19 protein-coding genes and 1 tRNA gene are annotated in these 19111 nt (G+C 62.3%); 5 read left to right on the forward strand and 15 right to left on the reverse strand.

The features are described 5' to 3' along the window. The first annotated feature begins 2 nt into the window (after positions 1–2). Positions 3–917, forward strand: coding sequence for a pseudouridine-5'-phosphate glycosidase (locus tag GTW25_RS06615; RefSeq protein WP_252911437.1), 915 nt, complete (start codon positions 3–5; stop codon positions 915–917). A gap of 56 nt (positions 918–973) precedes the next feature. Here the strand turns inward: GTW25_RS06615 and GTW25_RS06620 are convergent, their stop codons facing one another. After that, positions 974–1624: a YiaD family glycine zipper/OmpA-like lipoprotein gene (locus GTW25_RS06620; RefSeq protein ID WP_252911439.1), complete on the reverse strand. Its 651-nt coding sequence runs from the start codon at positions 1622–1624 to the stop codon at positions 974–976. Positions 1625–1795: 171 nt separating this feature from the next. Between GTW25_RS06620 and GTW25_RS06625 the strand changes: the two genes are divergently transcribed. Next, the gene (locus GTW25_RS06625) at positions 1796–2131 is read left to right on the forward strand and encodes a hypothetical protein (protein WP_252911161.1); all 336 of its coding nucleotides are present in this window, start codon (positions 1796–1798) and stop codon (positions 2129–2131) included. Here GTW25_RS06625 and GTW25_RS06630 read toward each other — a convergent pair. The 10 genes from GTW25_RS06630 to GTW25_RS06675 form a co-directional block, all read right to left on the reverse strand. After that, positions 2128–2919, reverse strand: coding sequence for an ATP12 family chaperone protein (locus GTW25_RS06630; protein ID WP_252911162.1), 792 nt, complete (start codon positions 2917–2919; stop codon positions 2128–2130). The two genes, GTW25_RS06625 and GTW25_RS06630, sit on opposite strands and share 4 nt — an antisense overlap. Before the next feature lie 17 nt (positions 2920–2936). Beyond that, entirely contained in the window at positions 2937–3860 is a 924-nt protein-coding gene (locus GTW25_RS06635; RefSeq protein WP_252911163.1) for a DMT family transporter, read from the reverse strand. Then, positions 3857–4837 carry an RluA family pseudouridine synthase gene (locus GTW25_RS06640; RefSeq protein ID WP_252911164.1) on the reverse strand — a complete coding sequence of 327 codons (981 nt, stop codon included), beginning with the start codon at positions 4835–4837 and terminating at the stop codon, positions 3857–3859. The genes GTW25_RS06635 and GTW25_RS06640 overlap by 4 nt, the downstream gene beginning before the upstream one ends. Positions 4838–4875: 38 nt before the next feature. Next, on the reverse strand, positions 4876–5253 hold the full coding sequence (gene crcB / locus GTW25_RS06645) for a fluoride efflux transporter CrcB (protein WP_252911165.1): 378 nt from the start codon (positions 5251–5253) through the stop codon (positions 4876–4878). 16 nt (positions 5254–5269) lie between these two features. Then, positions 5270–6586, reverse strand: coding sequence for a replication-associated recombination protein A (locus GTW25_RS06650; protein ID WP_252911166.1), 1317 nt, complete (start codon positions 6584–6586; stop codon positions 5270–5272). Between the two features lie 12 nt (positions 6587–6598). Beyond that, complete coding sequence (locus GTW25_RS06655) at positions 6599–8071, reverse strand: DegQ family serine endoprotease (RefSeq protein ID WP_252911167.1); 1473 nt, start codon at positions 8069–8071, stop codon at positions 6599–6601. Positions 8072–8201: 130 nt separating this feature from the next. After that, entirely contained in the window at positions 8202–9689 is a 1488-nt protein-coding gene (gene tig, locus GTW25_RS06660) for a trigger factor (protein WP_252911168.1), read from the reverse strand. Between the two features lie 141 nt (positions 9690–9830). Next, positions 9831–9915: transfer RNA gene (locus GTW25_RS06665), tRNA-Leu, on the reverse strand. Positions 9916–10023: 108 nt separating this feature from the next. Then, entirely contained in the window at positions 10024–10581 is a 558-nt protein-coding gene (locus GTW25_RS06670) for a GDYXXLXY domain-containing protein (protein ID WP_252911169.1), read from the reverse strand. Continuing rightward, positions 10578–11678 (reverse strand): DUF2157 domain-containing protein, encoded by a 1101-nt coding sequence (locus GTW25_RS06675; protein WP_252911170.1) that lies wholly within the window; start codon positions 11676–11678, stop codon positions 10578–10580. The genes GTW25_RS06670 and GTW25_RS06675 overlap by 4 nt, the downstream gene beginning before the upstream one ends. Positions 11679–11898: 220 nt before the next feature. Here GTW25_RS06675 and GTW25_RS06680 point away from each other — a divergent pair, with 220 nt between their 5' ends. Together GTW25_RS06680 and trmFO are read left to right on the forward strand one after the other, a co-directional pair. After that, positions 11899–12039 (forward strand): DUF1127 domain-containing protein, encoded by a 141-nt coding sequence (locus tag GTW25_RS06680; protein WP_252911441.1) that lies wholly within the window; start codon positions 11899–11901, stop codon positions 12037–12039. 214 nt (positions 12040–12253) lie between these two features. Further along, positions 12254–13678 carry a methylenetetrahydrofolate--tRNA-(uracil(54)-C(5))-methyltransferase (FADH(2)-oxidizing) TrmFO gene (trmFO, locus tag GTW25_RS06685; protein WP_252911171.1) on the forward strand — a complete coding sequence of 475 codons (1425 nt, stop codon included), beginning with the start codon at positions 12254–12256 and terminating at the stop codon, positions 13676–13678. Positions 13679–13685: 7 nt separating this feature from the next. Here the strand turns inward: trmFO and GTW25_RS06690 are convergent, their stop codons facing one another. The 4 genes from GTW25_RS06690 to yajC all read right to left on the reverse strand — a co-directional run bounded on the left by GTW25_RS06690 (position 13686) and on the right by yajC (position 18024). Then, positions 13686–14459: a phytoene/squalene synthase family protein gene (locus GTW25_RS06690; protein ID WP_252911172.1), complete on the reverse strand. Its 774-nt coding sequence runs from the start codon at positions 14457–14459 to the stop codon at positions 13686–13688. Further along, positions 14459–14848 (reverse strand): Mth938-like domain-containing protein, encoded by a 390-nt coding sequence (locus tag GTW25_RS06695; protein ID WP_252911173.1) that lies wholly within the window; start codon positions 14846–14848, stop codon positions 14459–14461. Before GTW25_RS06695 ends, GTW25_RS06690 begins: the two co-directional genes overlap by 1 nt. Continuing rightward, positions 14848–17436 (reverse strand): protein translocase subunit SecDF, encoded by a 2589-nt coding sequence (gene secDF / locus GTW25_RS06700; RefSeq protein WP_252911174.1) that lies wholly within the window; start codon positions 17434–17436, stop codon positions 14848–14850. Before secDF ends, GTW25_RS06695 begins: the two co-directional genes overlap by 1 nt. Positions 17437–17682: 246 nt before the next feature. Continuing rightward, on the reverse strand, positions 17683–18024 hold the full coding sequence (yajC, locus tag GTW25_RS06705) for a preprotein translocase subunit YajC (protein WP_252911175.1): 342 nt from the start codon (positions 18022–18024) through the stop codon (positions 17683–17685). 234 nt (positions 18025–18258) lie between these two features. Between yajC and GTW25_RS06710 the strand changes: the two genes are divergently transcribed. After that, on the forward strand, positions 18259–19071 hold the full coding sequence (locus tag GTW25_RS06710) for an ATP-binding protein (protein ID WP_372493085.1): 813 nt from the start codon (positions 18259–18261) through the stop codon (positions 19069–19071). Positions 19072–19111 lie beyond the last annotated feature (40 nt).

Raw genomic sequence — 19111 nt, forward strand, 5'->3', positions numbered from 1 at the left:
TGATGTCGTCCCAGACAGCGCAGTATCTCGAACTGTCGCCCGAAGTCAGTGCTGCACGCGATGCGGGTCGCCCCCTGGTCGCGCTCGAAAGCACCATCATCACTCACGGAATGCCCTATCCGCAAAATGCGCAGATGGCAGCCCGTGTTGAGGACATCATCCGCGAGGAAGGCTCGGTGCCGGCCACCATCGCCGTCATCGACGGCCGAATCCGGATCGGCCTTTCGGAAGCCGAACGCGATTCATTGGCGCAAACGACGGGTGCGATGAAGCTGTCGCGCGCCGACCTTGCCTTCGCTGTTTCGCAAGGGCGCACAGGCGGCACGACCGTAGCCGCCACAATGATCGCGGCAGAACTGGCAGGCATTCAGGTTTTCGCGACCGGCGGCATCGGCGGCGTCCACAAGGGCGCGGAAACGAGCTTTGACATCTCCGCCGATCTGGACGAACTGGCGCGCACGCCCGTCATCGTCGTCTCGGCCGGGCCGAAGGCGATTCTCGACGTCGAAAAGACGCTGGAAGTGCTGGAAACGCGCGGCGTGCCGGTGGTCGGCTACCGAACCGATGTCATGCCCGCCTTCTGGTCGTCACGCTCCCCCCTGCCCGCGCCGCTTCGGCTCGACGGAGCGGTGGAGATCGCGCGTTTCCATAAAACGCGGCAGGAGCTTGGAATTGGTGGCGGCATGCTGATCGCAAACCCGGTACCGCAGGCAGACGAAATCGCCGCCGAAATCATGGCGGAACATATCGCAATCGCCCAGGACGAACTTGCACCGAAGGGCATATCGGGCAAGGCGGTCACGCCTTATCTGCTCGGCCGCATCCTCGAACTGACGGAGGGCGCAAGCCTGAAGACGAACATCGCGCTGGTCGAGAACAATGCGCGGCTCGCGGCCAAAATCGCCAAAGCGCTTTGAATTTCAGGCAAAAAGCCCCGGCATGACCGGGGCCTTTCGTTTCGGTTGCGCCGCGATCAGGTGATCGGCGAGAGGTGGATTTCCACCCGGCGATTCTGCTGACGTCCCTCCGGTGTCGCGTTGGATGCGACGGGCTGCGTATCGGCAAAGCCGTTGACCGCAAAGCGGCGACCGTCAGTGCCCTGCGAATTGAGATAATTGGCGACCGAAAGCGCGCGGCGCTCCGACAGGCCCTGATTGTGCTGGCGGCTGCCGGTCGAATCGGTATGGCCATTCACGTCGACGATGGTCTGCGGGAAACGGCGCAGAACGAGGCCGACCGAATTCAGCGTGCTGTAGAACTCCGAACGCACCTGATCCTGATCGGTATCGAAAGTGACGTTGGACGGCATGTTGAGGATGATCTGGTCGCCGACGCGCGTCACCGAAACACCAGTGCCCTGCAACTGCTGGCGCAATTCGTCTTCCTGACGATCCATGTAATTGCCGACTGCACCGCCCGCGAGTGCGCCGACGCCCGCGCCGATCAGAACGGCATTGCGCTGCGCGCGTGGGCTGCCGCCGACCGCCAGACCTGCCAGCGCGCCGAGACCCGCGCCGATGCCGACACCACCGGCCGTGCTCGAAAGGCGCTGCTCGCCCGTGAACGGATCGGTCGTGCAACCGGCAACGAAAATAAGCGCCGTCGCTGCGGCGGCGAGCTTCATCGAAGACATGCATCCCTCCAGAATTTCAGTTCGTACGGAAACACCCCGAATCCGCATCACGACCGCTTGTAACATCGAATAAGGCGGAATCGCGATGCCGGGATGAAAGCTGCTGGAACACGCTTTGAATCCGTGCATTATGCCGCCGACTTCATCAGGCATGGCAAATCGATGCGTAAGACCCTTCCCCTCGTCCTTTTCCTCTCGGTCTTTTCGGGCTGCACGACGCTGGACGAAGGCCGCGAGGCGGAAGTCATCAATTCGATTCGCTACGACGATACGCCCTGTCCGCAGTTGATCTCGGAGCGCAACGCATTGGCGGCGCGTCACGGCCTGTCGCCCGCGGTCCAGAGAACACCCGCCACCGAATCGCGCTTCATGGGCGTCGGACCGCTCATCCCCGATCTGCGTGGCCAGGAAACACGCGAGCAGGGCCTTGCCATCGGCCAGATCGACGCGATGAACCGGTCGATCACGCGCCGCGCCTGCGAAAGCCAGCAGTCCTAGTTTAAAGCCGCGAGCAATCTTGCGGCAGCCAGCATGTCGCGCTTCTTCGCCGCGCGCATCTTCGCCGCGTCCGCGTCCTCGCCCCATTGGGCAATGTTCCAGTCCTCGTCGACATGGGCGGCCGCCCAACCTTCTTCGGCCGTTAGCTCGCCAGCATCCACGGCCAATGCGATCAGGGCCGAACCGGTCAGCGTCGTCATGACATGCAGCGCGGATAGCCGAAACGGCTCGTCACGCATTTTCAGATGAATGCCGATCGCGCCGATCGCCTCCCGCGGCTGATCGACATGCACGATGCCTTCGGCGAGTACGAAACGAGCACCCAGCGACGCGCGCGCCCAGTCGACGATGCGGTCCCATGCCTCGTTCTGACGCTCGACGAGGCTTTCGGGGCCATCGGCGCGATAGCAGACGAGATCGGACGACGAATAGCGCAATATGTCTTCCAGAACGGCCTGCGTGTCCGTCGCGACCCCGTCGATCGCGGTATTGGCGATGCGCAGAACCGGCATGTCGAAGGGATTGATCTCCTCTTTTTGCGCCTCGAACTCGTCGGCGACCAGACGGGCGGCGGCCTCGCTCGGCAGCGCCAGAAGCGCGCGGCCGGGCGTGCGCACCGGCTTGCCGTCAAGCTGGACTGCGAAGGTGTCGGTGGCGATATCGCGCTCGACATGGGCCGTCTTGTAGAACCGCTTGGGCAGCGGCGTGCGCATCTGCTTTTGCGCGCGCTTCATCGGGTTTTCATCGGAAACGAACGGCGTATCGAGATCGCTCAAAATGTCACGCATGTCTCAAACCTTGTCTGTCAGCCCGGCGGAATACGCCGGCGCACCGGGCGGTTCACCACGAAAAGCCCAAGCGCGATCAGCGTCAATGCCGCGAATATGTTGAACGAAAGCGGCTCATTCAACAAAAAGCCGCCGCACAGGACGCCGAACGCCGGCGTTAAAAAGGCGAAGCTCGACAATCCCGACGCCGGATACGTCCGGATCATCCAGAACCAGAGGACGTAGGTGAAGGCAACGACGAAAACCGCCTGAAAAAGCAAAGCCCCCGTTGCCAGAGCCGAAACGTCACGGAGAAGCGGGCCGGCAAGCGGCAGGAACGGGATCGAGATCAGCACCGAGACCACGAGCTGATACATGAGCGTCTTTTCGGCATTCACCTCGGACAGCTTCGATTTCTTGATCGTCAGGGTCGTTACGGCCCAAAGCATGCCTGCCGCAAGGCACATCAAATCGCCGATGAGCGCGCGCTGGTCGGGCAGGCTCAACTGGTCGACAAAGACGAGCGTCACGCCAATGAAGGCGAGGGCGAGCCCAAGCGCCTTTTTCATCGTGATGCGTTCGCCAAGAAAGATATGTGCGCCGATCAGCACCCAAAACGGCATGGTGTTGATCATCAGCGCGCCACGGGCAACGGTCGTCTGATCGAGACCGAGGAAGACCAGCACGAATTCCAGACCGAACAACACGCCGACAAGAATGCCCGCGCGCAGGGTGCCGTCGCTTTGAAACAGCCGGATTCCCCGGTAGACGCACCACCCATAAACGAGCAGGCCCGCGATCGCCGAACGGGCGATCGTCAGAAAAATAGGGCTATAGCCAGTGGTCGCAACCTTGATGGCGACCTGGTTCAGCCCCCATGAAAAGGTGAGCAGCAGCATCACAATGATCGCGAAACCGTCGATCGCGTCGCGCCGCTCGATCACTTGCTGCGCGGCGCTCATTGCTCGGCGCTGTTCTCGTCGAATCCGAGCAGGTTCCAGCTTTGCTTCATATGCGGCGAAAGGGGTGCAGTCACATCGATCTTGCCGCCATCGGGATGCGGGATGACGATGCGCCGCGCATGAAGATGCAATCGCTTTTGCATGCCGCCGGGAAAATCCCAGTTCTGGTCGGATTCGAAATATTTCGGATCGCCGAGAATCGGGCAGCCTATATGGGCTGCGTGGACCCGAAGCTGGTGCGTGCGGCCCGTATAGGGCTCCATCTCCAGCCATGACAGCGTCTGCGCCGCCTGCTCGACAATGCGATAGAAGGAGACGGCATGATCCGCGCCTTTTTCGCCATGTTCGGCGACGCGCATCCGGTCCCCGTCGATCGTCTGCTCCTTCACGAGCCAGGTCGATATGCGATCCTCGCGTTTCGGCGGTACGCCCTTGACCAAGGCCCAATAGGTCTTCTTCGTCTCCCGGTGACGGAATGCTTCCGCCAGCTTCATGGCGGCAAGGCGCGTGCGCGCGACGACGAGAACGCCGGACGTATCCCGGTCCAGCCGGTGGACGAGACGCGGCTTTTCGCCTTTCTGGCTGCGCAGCGCTTCCAGCATGGAATCGACGCTGCGCGTGATGCCCGAACCGCCCTGCACGGCAAGACCGGCCGGCTTGTCGAAAACGATGACCTTTTTGTCCTCGTAGAGCATCATTTTGGCGAGCACATCGCCATCGTCCTGATTGCGCATCGTGCGCGCGGTAACGGGACCTCCATCGGTACGGTCGACGCCGATCGGCGGAATGCGGACCTGCTGGCCGGGCTGAAGACGCGTGTCGGATTTCACACGTCCGCCATCGACGCGGATCTGGCCCGACCGCAAGAGCTTTTGCAACGGGCCGAAGCCAAGGCCGGGATAATGCGCCTTGAACCAGCGGTCGAGGCGCATTCCGCCTTCGTCCTTTTCCACCACGATTTGTTCGACGCCTGCCATTTGATACGCGTTTCCTTCTTTGCGAAGGGCAGATAGCATCAGGCGAGAGTTCTTGCGAGCCACATTCCGGTAAAGACAGCCGCGATCGACAAACCCACGCTGCCGGCGACATAGATTCCGGCCTGCAATAAGGCCCCACGCTCGTAAAGAAGGGCGAAATCGAGCGAGAAGGCGGAAAAGGTGGTGAAGCCGCCGAGAAAGCCGGTGGCGATGAACAGGCGCAATTCGGCCGATGCGCCGAAGCGCCGGGCCAGCATCTCGACGAAGACCCCCATCGCAAGACAGCCTGCGATGTTCACGAACAATGTGCCCCACGGAAAGCCGGGACCGAACCAGCGCAGGGCGGCAAGGTTGACGAGATGGCGAAGGCCCGCGCCGAGCGCCCCGCCGGCCGCCACGATGAGAAGATGCGTCATCCCCGGCTCCCTGCCCCTATCTTTCCTGCCGCTCGCGCCTCAACCTGTCCCAATAATCGAGGCGCTTGCGTATTTCCCGCTCGAAACCGCGATCGGGCGGATCGTAGAATTGCTGACGGCCGAGCGCTTCTGGAAAATAATCCTGGCCGGAAAAGGCGTCCGGCGCGTCGTGATCGTATTCGTATCCGCCCCCATAGCCTTCCGACTTCATCAGCTTGGTCGGGGCGTTGAGAATGTGCTTGGGCGGCAGCAGAGAGCCATGCTCCTTCGCCGCGCGCATCGCAGCCTTGTAGGCCACATAGACGCCGTTCGATTTCGGCGCTGTCGCGAGATAGACGCAGGCTTCCGCCAATGCCAGTTCGCCCTCCGGCGAACCGAGATAGTCATAGGCGTCCTTCGCGGCGAGCGTGATGGCGAGCGCCTGCGGATCGGCAAGCCCGATATCCTCAGATGCCATACGCACCAGCCGGCGGCCGAGATAAAGCGGGTCCTCGCCCGCGTCGAGCATGCGCGCCAGATAGTAGAGCGCCGCATCGGGGTCCGAGCCGCGCACGGATTTGTGCAGCGCCGAGATCAGATTGTAGTGCCCGTCCTGGCTCTTGTCGTAGACTGGCGCACGTCGCTGCACGATGCGTTGCAGCCCTTCCGCGTCGAACACTTCGTCGCCGGATGCCGCGCGCCAGATTTCCTCGGCAAGCGTCAAAGCCGCGCGCCCGTCGCCGTCGGCCATGCGCAGGAGAACGGCTCGCGCCTCCTCGTCCAGCGGCAGCTTGCGGGCCTCCGTTTCTTCCGCCCGGTCGAGCAGCAACGAGATCGCGCCTGCGTCGAGCGAATGGAACGTCAGCACCCGCGCGCGGGACAAAAGCGCCGCGTTGAGTTCGAAGGACGGATTTTCGGTCGTCGCGCCGACCAGAATGACGGTTCCGTCCTCCATCACCGGCAGGAACGAGTCCTGCTGCGCGCGGTTGAAGCGGTGGATTTCGTCAACGAACAGAAGCGTCTGGCGGCCTTGGCTGCGCCGAAGACGCGCAGCCTCGAACACCTTCTTCAAGTCTGCGACGCCAGAGAAGATCGCCGAAATCTGCTCGAACGCGAGTCCGGTTTCGCCCGCAAGAAGCCGTGCGACGGTCGTCTTGCCGGTGCCGGGCGGTCCCCAGAAGATCATCGAGCCGAGCGTGCCGGAGCGCAGCATGCGGGTCAGCGACCCGCCCTCGCCCGTCAGGTGCTCCTGCCCGACCACATCGGAAAGCTGTTGAGGACGCAGCCGATCGGCCAGCGGCCTGCCGACCGGTTCACCGTCCGGCCTGTCGTCACGGTTGAAGAGATCGGCCACGTCGCGCGCCTGTCAATATCGCATCGCCTGCCGCAACAGACGCCCATCGCGCTCCAGTGTAAAGCGCCACCAGCGCGTCTGCTCCGAAGCCACGCGTTCCAGAACGGCGGTCGAATCGATCTGCTCGCCATTGACCTCGTGAACGATGTCGCCGGGGCGAAGGCCGAGGCCCGCAGCAGGCGAGTTGCGATCGATCGAGGTGACGACCACGCCGCGCGCCTGCTCGGGCAGGCGCAGACGCTGCGCAAGACGCGGCGACAGGCTGGCGACGGTCGTTCCGGCAAACGGGCTGCTGCCGTCGATCTGGATTTCCGCTCCGTCCACACCCTCCGGCGCGCGGATCAACTCGATTTGCAATGTCGTCTCGCGCGACTGGCTGAGCACGCCGAGTTCGGCCGTCGAGCCGACCGCCAGCGTCGCCAGCCGGTAACCCAGCGCATCCGGATGCTCGATCGCACGGCCGTCCAGCGACAGCACAACGTCGCCGGGACGCAGTCCCGCTGCTGCCGCGGGGCTGTCCGGCGTCACGCTGGAGACAAGTGCCCCGCGCGGGCGCGCCATGCCGAGCGCATCGGCGATCTGCGCCGTCACAGGCTCGAACCCTGCTCCGATATAGGGCCGCTCGAAATAGTCCGCGCCCGTCCGGGCGGCATCGACGACCGCGCGCACCATGTTGGAAGGGATCGCGAAGCCGATGCCGATCGATCCGCCCGTCTGGCTGAAGATCGCCGTGTTGATGCCGATCACCTCCCCGCCCATATTGACGAGCGCGCCGCCCGAATTGCCCGGATTGATGGCGGCATCCGTCTGGATGAAGAACCCGAAATCCGAAATGCCGATATGCGTGCGCGCCAGCGCCGACACGATACCGCTCGTCGTCGTCTGGCCGACGCCGAACGGATTGCCGATCGCAAGCACGAGATCGCCCACTGCCAACGCGTCGGAATCGCCGAGCGCTATGGAGGCGAACTCCTCGCTGCCTTCGATCTTCAGGACAGCCAGATCGAGCGACTCGTCGCGCAGAAGGATTTCGCTCTGGAACTCACGACCGTCCGGCAGCGCGACGCGCACTTCGTCGGCATCGCGAATGACATGGTTGTTGGTGACGACATAACCGGACGCATCGACCATCACGCCGGAGCCCAGAGAGGACTGGACGCGCGGCGGCATCTGCCGGTTGAAAAACTGCTCGAAAAACGGGTCACCCCTGAAAGGCGAGCGCGCCTGCACCTGCTGCGAAGCATAGACATTGACGACGGCAGGCCCCGCCTCCGCGACCAGCGGCGCATAGGAAAGCTGGATCTCGTCGCGGCTGAAGGGCAGCCGCCGCTGCGCTTCGCCCGCCTGCGGCTCCTGGCTTTCCTGCTGCCCGTTGCGCAGGCCGAACAGATCCAGAAAGCCGCGCCCGGCGTCATCCTGCGCATGTACCAGCCCGGCCGTCAGCGCCATGCCCGCAACAGTCAAACCCAAGATCAGTCGACGCATCCGCGAATCCCCTTGTCCGTCAGGTAGCGCAATGTCGTGCGCGATTGTGCAAAATGGAAGGCCAAGCCCTACCCGAAATGCAGAAGGGGCCCGCGAGGACCCCTTCTGTTCATTTATTCGAAACGACGGATTACTCCGCGTCCTTGTCCTTGGCGGCAGCCTTCTTCTTCGGCGCAGCCTTTTTCTCGGCCTTCTCGCCGTCGTCAGCCTTTTCCTTGGCGGCGGCCTTCTTCTTCGGCGCGGCTTTCTTCTCGGAAGCCGGCTTTTCGCCTGCCTCTTCCTCGTCGTCGGCCAGAAGTTCTTCGCGCGTCACCTTGACGTCATCGACCTTCACCTCGTTCAGGAGATGGTCGACCACCTTCTCTTCGAAGAGCGGCGCGCGGATATTGGCCAGAGCACTCGGATTGTTGCGGTAGAAGTCGTAGACTTCCTGCTGTTGGTGCTGCGGAACGCGGCGGATCTGCTCGAAGAGAGCGCGCTGAAGTTCGTCGTCCGACACCTGAACGCCGGCCTTCTCGCCGATCTCGGCAAGAACGAGACCAAGGCGCACGCGGCGCTCGGCAAGACGCTGATATTCAGTGCGCGCCTCGTCTTCCGTCGTCTCTTCGTCTTCGAAGGAGCGTCCGGCCTGTTCGAGATCGCGCGTGACCTGCGTCCAGATATTGTTGAACTCGGCTTCGACCAGCTTCGAGGGTGCCTCGAACTTGTATTCCTCGTCGAGTGCGTCGAGCAGCTGGCGCTTGGCCTTCTGGCGGGTGATCGAGCCGAACTGGCTCTCGATCTGGCCCTTCACGACTTCGCGAAGCTTCTCGGCCGATTCGAGGCCGAGCTGCTGAGCGACTTCGTCGTTGATCTCAAGATCGCCCGGCTTGGCGACTTCCTTGACGGTGACGTCGAAGGTCGCTTCCTTGCCGGCAAGGTTCTGCGCACCGTAGTCGGTGGGGAACGTTACCGTAATGGTCTTCTCGTCGCCGGCCTTGAGGCCCACGACCTGATCCTCGAAGCCGGGGATGAACTGGTTGGAGCCGAGCACGAGGTTGGCATCCTCAGCCGAGCCGCCGTCGAAAGCCTCGCCGTCGATCTTGCCTACGAAATCGATGGTGACGCGGTCGCCGTCGGCAGCCTTGCCCTTCTTGGTCTCGTAGGTGCGCGCGGAGGCGGCGACCTGCTTGACCTGATCTTCGATCTCGCTTTCCGGCACATCATAGACCTGACGGGTGATCTTGATGCCGGAAAGGTCTTTCGTCTCGATCGCCGGGATGACTTCGTAATCGATCGAGAATTCGAAATCCTGGCCGCCGTTGAGAATCTTCTCGGCTTCCTTTTCGTCCTCGGTCATCGTGATCTCGGGCTGCATGGCAGCCTTTTCGCCACGCTCGGCCAGAATGTTGCGCGGCGAGGACGAGACGATCTCGTTGACGACCTCTGCCATGAAGGAGCGGCCGTACATCTTCCGCAGGTGCTGGACCGGGACCTTGCCGGCGCGGAAGCCGTTCAGGCGAACCTTCCCCTTGGCGTCGGACAGCCGCTCCATGAGCTTGGCTTCCATGTCCTTGGCCGGCACGGACACCTTGATCTGGCGCTTCAGCCCGGAATTAAGCGTTTCGGTAACCTGCATCTCTCAACCTTTTTTAGCGCATGCTGCTGTCGCGACGGCGCGCTGCCCAGCCTGCTGAAATTCTTGTGTCTTGAGCGTCCGACCGCATATCCACCCGGTTCGGGCCATTCCGACGCTCAATTTCATTCTCCGGGTGTCCGTTGGTGCGGGTGGAGGGACTTGAACCCCCACGCTTTTCAGCGCTTGGACCTAAACCAAGTGCGTCTGCCAATTCCGCCACACCCGCTTCACCAGCAGTCAGCCCTTGAAACCGGGTGGTCTATATCATCGGCATCCCATCGATCAAAGGAAATTTGCCGTCAAAACGGGCTTTTTTCTGACGGTTGCCCTGCTCTCAGAAGATCGGATCGCTATAGACCGGACGTCCTTCATGCAAAAGCGATCTGATCTGAGCCGATCCATCCTTGCCCACTGCAAGGACGACCTCGAACCGATCCTGCCGCATATCCTCCTCGATCCCGCGCCCGGCACCCTCGGGCACATAGAAGCGCTCGATGCCGAAGTTGGAGTGTACGGAGCCGAATTCGGAACGGCGCACTGTGCCTCGAATATCGATTTCGCCATCTCCGAGCGCCGCTTCCGGCGGAGAACCGAGCCTTGCTGCGACCGGCTGAAACGTACCGTTCTCGCCCGGTCCGACGCGCACATAGATCGTGTCCCCGCCGCTGGCGCCTCGCGGAGCGAGATCTCCGCGCAATTGCGATATCGGATAGGAAAGCACGACGTAGTCGCCGCGCAGGAGGTCGCGCGGATCGATCGGTTCCACGGCCAGTGTGACATCCGTTCCATCGCGCAGAAGAGCAGCACGGCCGGCGACCATCCATCCGATGAAGGCGATCTGCAGCAAGGAGATGGCAACAGCGACAAGGACGAAGCGCGGAAGCTTTGTCATGTGGCTGCCTCCACGGCAAACCGGCGCTCGAAGCGCGACACGACGAAAGCGAATGCCGCGAAGGCGAGCGCGGCGACGAGCAGAAAGCCGGCCGTCGACAGCATCGATCCAACCATCTTGACATAGACGAAGGACAATTCGGCGGCGAAGGCCGTATAGACCAGCCCTCGAACCGCCCGGCTCTCTCGTCCGCCGACCAGCAGAACCCCGACGAGCAGCGCCAAGAGAACGGCGGCCAAAGCGGCGAGTTCGACGCCTTCATACCATTCGGAATGCAACATCGCCGCAGCGAGAATCGCGTAAAGGAGAAGGTGGACCGGCAGGCCGCCGTTCAGGCGCACGATGCGATCCAGCGGGTCGGGCATGCGAATGGCCACGACGAACAAGCCTATGGAGACGATCAACAGCCCGACGGCGAACAGAACACCCCAATCGTCGAAAAGCCAGATGAAATAGAAGACCAGCGCCACCAGTGCCGCATGACGGGCAAGTACGCTTCCCGTGCGGAACGAGACGAGATAGGCCCCGACAAGCAAAAGCGGATAGAGGTGGTTCGCCTTGGCATAGGTGGAGAAGATCGAAAACGTCTGGCTCGCCTCAGCGGCCAGCCAGGAAACCGCAAGCCCGACGCAGACCGCGCTCAAAGCCCTCGACGAAAACGCGAGCGCCGACGCAGCAGTCGCGACATACCATATAAGGAATGCACCGGCCGCGTCGCCGGACAGATGATACATCTGCCCGACGAGTGCGATCGACGCACCGAAACCCGCAGCGCCCACGATCCAGAGCCCTTCGGCGACGTGGCGGTTGCCGCGTACCATCTGAGAGGCGCCGCCGATATTGGCGGCAAGAATGACGATCGCGAGCATCGCGCAGCGGGCGAGCCGGGGAATGGCCTCCCAGTTCGCCGCGACGAAGATAAGGATCGCAGCAGCAAAAAGCATTGCGGACATGACGACGAGCGTTTCGACAACGCGCACATTGCCGCCCCTCCCCTCCAGATCGGACCGCAACCGATCGGCGGTTGAGCGGTCGATCAGTCCATTATCCTGCCAGTGATCTATCTCGCGCTGCACAACGCGCTGACGAAGCAACATTCTTCCCCTCTTCAGGCCGCATTTCCAACCGTTCAAGCGCCCGGCGAATACGACGAAACCAAGGCTGCCTCAAATTTGTGCCACATCCGTTGAGGCAAATTAATGCTGCAATGCACAATTGCATCGGAGACATGCAGAAACTGCACTTCAATTGGGCAACCTGCTCGATTATCTGCACGTCATACAGCAAGAACAACTGCAAACGAAACGAGCCAAGAAAATGAACCTGATCCGCAACTACCGCAACTGGCGCCGTTACCGCGACACCGTCAGCGAATTGAGCCGCCTGTCCAACCGCGAACTGAACGACCTCGGCATCGCCCGCGGCGACATTCCGTTCGTCGCCCGCAAGGCCGTCTAAGACATTCAGTAGCTCCGCTCGCCCCTCTCCTCCTCCCAAGGGGCTCGAGCGTGACGACCGGCGTGTATCCCTCCTCCCACGCGTCGGTCCCCTACAGCGACACCCGCCGGTTCCTCCCACCGGCGGGTGTCGTGCGTTTGAAGACGGTTTTCGTTCATGCGCCTTGCGAAGCTTTGATTTGCAAAGCATCCGCGTTCGGATTATCTCGCGCCTCATGAGCAAAGAACCCGTACACGTCATCGGCGGCGGCCTCGCCGGCTCCGAAGCCTCCTGGCAGCTTGCACAAGCAGGCGTGCCCGTCATTTTGCATGAAATGCGCCCCGTTCGCGGGACGGATGCACACAAGACGCAAGGGCTGGCCGAACTGGTCTGCTCCAATTCTTTCCGGTCGGATGACGCGGAGACGAATGCGGTCGGCGTCCTCCACGCCGAAATGCGGCTGGCGAATTCGCTCATCATGGCGTCCGGCGACGCGCATCAGGTCCCCGCCGGCAGCGCGCTCGCGGTCGACCGTGACGGGTTTTCCGATGCGGTGACGGCGAAGCTCGAAGCGCACCCGCTGATCACCATCCGCCGCGAGGAGATCGAGGGCCTGCCGCCGGCAGACTGGGACCAGACGATCATCGCGACCGGCCCGCTCACCGCGCCCTCGCTTGCCGATGCGATCGCAACGGCGACCGGCACCGACGCCCTCGCCTTTTTCGACGCCATCGCGCCGATCGTCTATTTCGATTCGCTCGACATGGATGTCTGCTGGTTCCAGTCGCGCTACGACAAGGTGGGACCGGGCGGAACGGGAAAGGACTACATCAACTGCCCGATGGACAAGGAGCAGTACCTCGCCTTTGTCCAGGAGTTGATCGACGGTGGTAAGACCGAATTCAAGGAGTGGGAAGGCACGCCCTATTTCGACGGCTGCCTGCCCATCGAGATCATGGCCGAGCGCGGCGTCGAGACCTTGCGCCACGGCCCGATGAAGCCGATGGGCCTAACCAACGCGCACAATCCCGACGTGAAAGCCTATGCCGTCGTCCAGCTTCGCCAGGACAATGCGCTCGGCACGCTCTACAACATGGTCGGCTTCCAGACGAAGCTGAAATATGCCGAGCAGACCCGCATCTTCAAGATGATCCCCGGCATGGAAAATGCCGAATTCGCACGGCTCGGCGGGCTGCACCGCAACACCTATCTCAATTCGCCGACATTGCTCGACGGCTCGCTGCAACTGAAGTCGCGGCCGGGCCTGCGTTTCGCCGGCCAGATCACAGGCTGCGAAGGCTATGTCGAAAGCGCCGCCATCGGGCTTCTTGCCGGACGTTTCGCCGCTGCCGAGCGCCTCGGCAGGCCGTTGGCCCTGCCGCCTGTCACGACAGCCTTCGGCGCGCTTTTGAACCACATCACCGGTGGCCACATCACATCGGACGACGAGCCGGGCAAGCGTTCGTTCCAGCCGATGAACGTAAATTTCGGCCTGTTCCCGCCGCTGGAACCGGGCACGAAGCTTAAACCGGACGACTTCGAGGGACGGTTTCGCGGCAAGGACAAGTCGATCGCGAAAAAGAAGGCCACGAGCGCCCGCGCCCTTGCGGATGCCCGCGCGTGGCTCGGCATCGAGCAGGCGGCGCAGGCCGCCGAATAGTCATTCGCTATATCCGTTGCGGCCAGCCGCGCGTTGCCACTTTGAGCATCGACCACTGCCGACGCAAACGTCCGGGGTGCGCGCCTGGCGCAAGGCGCGGCGCGAGATGAACGAAGGCCGCCCGGACTTCGGCAGGCGCGGCATCGGCGGCCTTGAGAAATGCGCCGGCATGTTCGAGCGCCAATGCACGCATGGCGCCGGCGAGAGCCGCTGGAAGATCGTCGTCACCCATATCGGCGCGACCAACGCCGACCGCTGCGAGAATATCGTCTGGCAGCAATGAATGTGGGCGAAGTCGCGCGCGAAGAAGATGATCCAGAACCGACAGGCATCCGCCGTGGCCGCACGCATCGGCAGCCCGATGCGCGTTGCCTTGTGAAAGGATCAGGCAGGCAAGCTGCATGATCAGCCCGGCCGTTTGGCCGGCATAGGCTTCCAGATCGGTGCGGGTGGCGAAGGGATCGTCGTACAGATCGGCGATCCGCGCATCGAGATAGGTATTGAAAGCCTCACGCGGCAAGTGATGGCGTTCGATCGTCTCTTTGAGCGCATCGGCAAGAGGATTGCCGGACCGCTCCGTAGCCGGAGCCGAAAGAGCATCGGACCACCAGCGCAGCCGTATTTCGCCGGCCATGCCTTCGCGCACCTTGCGCCGAAGCGACGCGATCTCGGCATCGAAGGCATAAAGCGACAAGAGGGCGTCACGGCGGTCGGCCGGCGCGAAGAGCGTCGCGAAGTAGCGGTCGGGATCGACCTCCCGTACCGTTGACGCCCAGTCCATCAATCGACCGCGATCAGCGCAGCGGCGACCGCACGTTCCTCCGCGAGAAGAACATTGAAGGTGCGCACCGCCGCACCGGTCGACATCGGGTCGGCCCCGATACCGGCCTCGCGCAGGCGCTGGCGCAAGCCGACCGGCAGCGGCTTGAGATCAGGCCCCATGCCGACCAGCAGGATTTCGATGTCGCCCGCCTCATCGATGACACGCGCGAAATCTTCCGCCGTCAGCACATCCCGGTCGGCAGGCTCCCAGCCGTGTATGCCGGACGGCAGGCACAGGATCGATCCGCGATGCGACATGTCGGCAAAGCGGAATCCCCCATTGCCATAGGCGTCGATCGGCGCACGGCCGGGAAAATGCGCATCCCGGATGATCAGTCCGCTGGACATCATTCGCCAACCGGAAGCTGACGTCCTTCGGTCTGCTGAGCCTGTGCTTTCGCGGCCTTCTCTTTTTCATCGGCCGTATCGAAAATGTCCGGCCGCAGCTTGAAGATGACGAGCATCGGCCCAGCAATGAAGACAGACGAGTATGTACCGATAAAGATACCGATGATGATCGGGAACACGAATACCGCCAGCACCTCACCACCAAACAAATAAAGCGCGGTGAGTGCGAGCAGCGTCGTCACCCCCGTCAACAAGGTGCGGGAAAGTGTCTGGTTGAGCGAAAGGTTGATCAATTCATCGAGCGGCATCTTCTTGTAACGCCGCAGATTTTCACGAATTCTATCGTAGATAACGACCGTATCGTTGATCGAATAGCCGATGACCGTCAAAATCGCGGCTATGGCTATAAGGTTCATCTCCAGACCCAGCAGGAGATAGACACCGATGATCATGATGACGTCGTGCAGTGTCGAAACGATTGCGCCCACGCCGAACTGCCACTCGAACCGCGCCCAGATATAGATGAGCATACCTATCATGGACAGGATGATGCCGATCGTGCTCGTGCGCGCCAGTTCGCTGGAAATGGTGGGTCCGACGATCTCGACACGACGGAATTCGTATTCGTTCTCCAAAGCAGATCGCACCTGCTGGACGGCAGCCTGCTCGGCCGTATCGCTTTCCGCGTCCTGACTGCCGATACGGATCAGGAGTTCGTTCGGGCTGCCGAATTCCTGCACCTGAACCTCGCCAATGTCGAGATCGAGAAGGCGGCTGCGCACGTCGCCGACATCGGCTTCACCGGTGCGCGCCTGCACCTCGATGCTCGATCCACCCCGGAAATCGATTCCGTAATTGAACGGCACGAGGAAGAAGATCGCGACAACGGCAAGCGAAAGCGCCGCAGAAAGCCCGAAAGCGAGATTGCGAAACTTCATGAATGGGATCTTGGCTTCCAGCGGCAGGTAATGGACGAGCCCGGCCGGCAATTGTGTCGGCTTGAACTTCTTCAGCCAGTAGATCGCGATCAGGAAGCGCGTGAAGGTATAGGCCGTGAAGACCGTCGTAATGATGCCGATGGCAAGCGTCACAGCAAAGCCGCGTACCGGACCGGTTCCCATATAGAACAGGATGCCCGCAACGATGAGCGATGTCAGGTTGGCGTCGACGACCGTGTTGAGCGCCCGCTGGAATCCCTGATCGAGAGCCTGAACCAACGACCTCCCTCGCGCGACTTCCTCACGAACGCGCTCGAAAATGATAACGTTGGAATCGACGGCGACGCCTACCGTCAAAACGATACCCGCGATGCCCGGAAGTGTCAGCGTAGCGCCGAGCATGGTCAGCGTGGCCACGAGAAGCGCCAAATTCGCAGCAAGCGCGATGTTGGCGATGAGACCCAGCCGCCCGTAGATCAGGAACATCGCCGCAACGACGAGCAGTCCGCCGACGATCGTCGCCATAAGTCCGGCCTCGATCGAATCCTGGCCAAGGCTCGGACCGACCGTGCGCTCCTCGATGATGTCGAGATCGGCCGGCAGCGCGCCTGCGCGCAACAGCACGGCAAGGTCGTTGGCGCCCTGAACGGTGAAGCTGCCTGAAATCTGGCCCGTGCCGCCGAGGATCGGCTCGTTGATGCGCGGTGCGGAAATCACCTCGTTGTCGAGGACGATGGCGAAGGGCCGCCCGACATTTTGCTGGGTCGCCTGACCGAAACGTGTCGCGCCCTGATTGTCGAAGCGGAACGACACGACCGGTTCGTTGGTGCGCTGGTCGAAGGACGCCTGCGCGTCGATCAGGTTTTCGCCCGAGACGATCACCCGGTTTTCGATCAGATAGGGAACGCGCGGCTCATCGGAGGAATAGAGAATGCGCGTGCCGGCCGGCGGACGCGTGTTCAATGCGTCCTGAACGTCATTGGTAACGTCGACCATCTGAAAGGTGAGCTGTGCCGTCTGGCCGAGAATTTCCTTGAGGCGCTCCGGGTCCTGAAGACCGGGCACCTGTACGAGGATGCGATCCGCTCCCTGACGCTGGATGATCGGTTCGGTCGTACCGAGTTCGTTGACACGCCGGCCGACCACCTCGATCGACTGGTTGAGCGCGTTGTTCAGCCGGTAGGCGATGCCCTCGTCGCTCAGCGAGAGGCGGAAAAGGCCCGGCTCGGACTCGGTCAGATTGACTTCGGTGACGACGCCGGTGCCGAAAAGCCCCGATGAAACGGGCTCGGCAAGCGCTTGGAGCGCCGCGCGCGCGGCTGCGACCTGATCCGCATCGCGCACCCGCACCTGAACCGTGCTGCCGCTGTCGGAAAGGCCCGTATAGCCGACATTTGCACTGCGCAACGTCGTGCGAACGTCGTCGCGAAGCGTTTCGAGCCTGTCATTGACCATGCCCTGCCGGTCGATCTGAAGCAGCATATGCGAGCCACCCTGCAGGTCGAGACCCAGCGTCATCTGACGCTTCGGCAGCCAGTCCGGCAGTGCGTTCAGCGTCGATTGCGGGAACATGTTCGGCGCAGCCAGGACGACGCCGACGGCAATGGTCAGCCAGATCAGGATCGACTTCCAGCGGGGAAAGTAAAGCATCGGGTCTCGTTCCAGGCACAGGCCACACCGGTTGCGGGGCTCATATGCGGTTAGGGCATCCGGGCGAACGGGCCTTTATGGCTCCGGCCGTTCCGATGCGGCCTCAATGGTTCAAGGCGCCAACGCGAAACGCGGCGGCGCCTTCATCGAAAAAGCATGACCCCGACCGACAAACGGTTCCCACCTCGCGGGTTATGCCATCTTCGCCTTCGGGGATCCGAAACAAGTCGTGCCCCCCAATTGCGACTACTTCTTGGCGTTCTGGTTCGCGACCGGCTCGCCCTTGACGCGCACGTCGGCGATCATCGAACGCAGGGAGACGACCTTCACGCCATTGCCGAGATCAACCTCGAGTTCGTTGTCGTCGGTCACCTTCGTGACCTTGCCGATCAGACCGCCGCCGGTGACGACGGTGTCGCCGCGCCGAATCGCGCCCAGCATTTCCTGCCGCTTCTTCATCTGCGTCCGCTGCGGGCGGATGATGAGGAAATACATGATCACGAAGATCAGGAGGAAGGGCAGAACGCTGATGAAAATGTCTGGGGCTCCGCCACCTGCTGCCTGCGCATATGCGGGGGTCACGAACATTGGGTGCTCCTGGTCAAAATATGCGAAGGACCGCGATGCGCGGCCCCATGAAATCGGCGCGAATATAGTCGCTGGGCCGATCAATGCAACTCTTGTTGCCGCTCGTTACACCGCTTTGCGCATCTGCCCCTGCGTGATAGAGCCGCAGCGAACGAGAATGCGACCGGAGAAGCCGAATTGGAACGTGATGATGTCGCCGCACTGGTGGCCAGGCTGGACCGCCTGGCGAACGCCATGGAAAAGATCGTGCCGCCCACCCCGCAAGCACCGGAGTTCGGAGCCGCCGATTGCTTCGTGTGGAATGCCGATAGCCTCGCGCTCGATCCGGTAACCCGCGTCAGCCGCATCGGGATCGACCTGATCCGGGGCGTCGACCGGGTCCGCGACATCCTTCTCGACAACACGCTGCGCTTCGCATCGGGCGCAGCCGCCAACAACGTGCTTCTATGGGGCGCGCGCGGCATGGGGAAATCGTCGCTCGTCAAGGCAGCCCATGCCGACGCCGCCGGCCGGGTCGGCGATGACACGCTCAAGCTGATCGAAATCCATCGCGAGGACATCGATACGCTGCCCAGGCTGCTCGGCCTTTTGAAGGATACGCCATTCCGCTTCATCCTGTTTTGTGACGACCTGTCCTTCGACCATGACGACACGTCCTACAAGTCACTCAAGGCCGCACTCGAAGGCGGCGTCGAGGGACGTCCGGAAAACGTGGTTTTCTATGCCACCTCCAACAGGCGCCACCTCCTGCCGCGCGACATGATCGAGAACGAGCGGTCGACCGCGATCAATCCGTCGGAAGCGGTGGAGGAAAAGGTGTCCCTGTCCGATCGTTTCGGCCTGTGGCTCGGCTTCCACAAATGTTCGCAGGACGACTACCTCGCCATGGTCGACGGCTATGCCGCCCATTTCGACCTTGCGGTCGAGCGCGACAAACTGCATCGCGACGCGCTCGAATGGGCGACCACGCGCGGCGCACGGTCCGGCCGCGTGGCGTGGCAGTTCATTCAGGATGTCGCTGGACGCCTTGGTCGCAGGCTGGGCTGACGCCTGTCTCCGGAAAGTGGAACCGGTTTCGGGCCAAACA

Source organism: Aliihoeflea aestuarii, from assembly GCF_024105665.1.
Lineage (GTDB): Bacteria > Pseudomonadota > Alphaproteobacteria > Rhizobiales > Rhizobiaceae > Aliihoeflea > Aliihoeflea aestuarii.

Bases quoted from the DNA above. Each gene is read 5' to 3' on its own strand.
- trmFO (WP_252911171.1), top strand. From the start codon at position 12,254: ATGAGCAAAGAACCCGTACACGTCATCGGCGGCGGCCTCGCCGGCTCC.
- yajC (WP_252911175.1), bottom strand. From the start codon at position 18,024: ATGTTCGTGACCCCCGCATATGCGCAGGCAGCAGGTGGCGGAGCCCCA.
- crcB (WP_252911165.1), bottom strand. From the start codon at position 5,253: ATGACGCATCTTCTCATCGTGGCGGCCGGCGGGGCGCTCGGCGCGGGC.
- GTW25_RS06620 (WP_252911439.1), bottom strand. From the start codon at position 1,624: ATGAAGCTCGCCGCCGCAGCGACGGCGCTTATTTTCGTTGCCGGTTGC.
- GTW25_RS06655 (WP_252911167.1), bottom strand. From the start codon at position 8,071: ATGCGTCGACTGATCTTGGGTTTGACTGTTGCGGGCATGGCGCTGACG.
- GTW25_RS06675 (WP_252911170.1), bottom strand. From the start codon at position 11,678: ATGTTGCTTCGTCAGCGCGTTGTGCAGCGCGAGATAGATCACTGGCAG.
- GTW25_RS06680 (WP_252911441.1), top strand. From the start codon at position 11,899: ATGAACCTGATCCGCAACTACCGCAACTGGCGCCGTTACCGCGACACC.
- tig (WP_252911168.1), bottom strand. From the start codon at position 9,689: ATGCAGGTTACCGAAACGCTTAATTCCGGGCTGAAGCGCCAGATCAAG.
- GTW25_RS06615 (WP_252911437.1), top strand. From the start codon at position 3: ATGTCGTCCCAGACAGCGCAGTATCTCGAACTGTCGCCCGAAGTCAGT.
- secDF (WP_252911174.1), bottom strand. From the start codon at position 17,436: ATGCTTTACTTTCCCCGCTGGAAGTCGATCCTGATCTGGCTGACCATT.
- GTW25_RS06670 (WP_252911169.1), bottom strand. From the start codon at position 10,581: ATGACAAAGCTTCCGCGCTTCGTCCTTGTCGCTGTTGCCATCTCCTTG.
- GTW25_RS06630 (WP_252911162.1), bottom strand. From the start codon at position 2,919: ATGCGTGACATTTTGAGCGATCTCGATACGCCGTTCGTTTCCGATGAA.
- GTW25_RS06635 (WP_252911163.1), bottom strand. From the start codon at position 3,860: ATGAGCGCCGCGCAGCAAGTGATCGAGCGGCGCGACGCGATCGACGGT.
- GTW25_RS06695 (WP_252911173.1), bottom strand. From the start codon at position 14,848: ATGTCCAGCGGACTGATCATCCGGGATGCGCATTTTCCCGGCCGTGCG.
- GTW25_RS06710 (WP_372493085.1), top strand. From the start codon at position 18,259: ATGGAAAAGATCGTGCCGCCCACCCCGCAAGCACCGGAGTTCGGAGCC.
- GTW25_RS06690 (WP_252911172.1), bottom strand. From the start codon at position 14,459: ATGGACTGGGCGTCAACGGTACGGGAGGTCGATCCCGACCGCTACTTC.
- GTW25_RS06640 (WP_252911164.1), bottom strand. From the start codon at position 4,837: ATGGCAGGCGTCGAACAAATCGTGGTGGAAAAGGACGAAGGCGGAATG.
- GTW25_RS06625 (WP_252911161.1), top strand. From the start codon at position 1,796: ATGCGTAAGACCCTTCCCCTCGTCCTTTTCCTCTCGGTCTTTTCGGGC.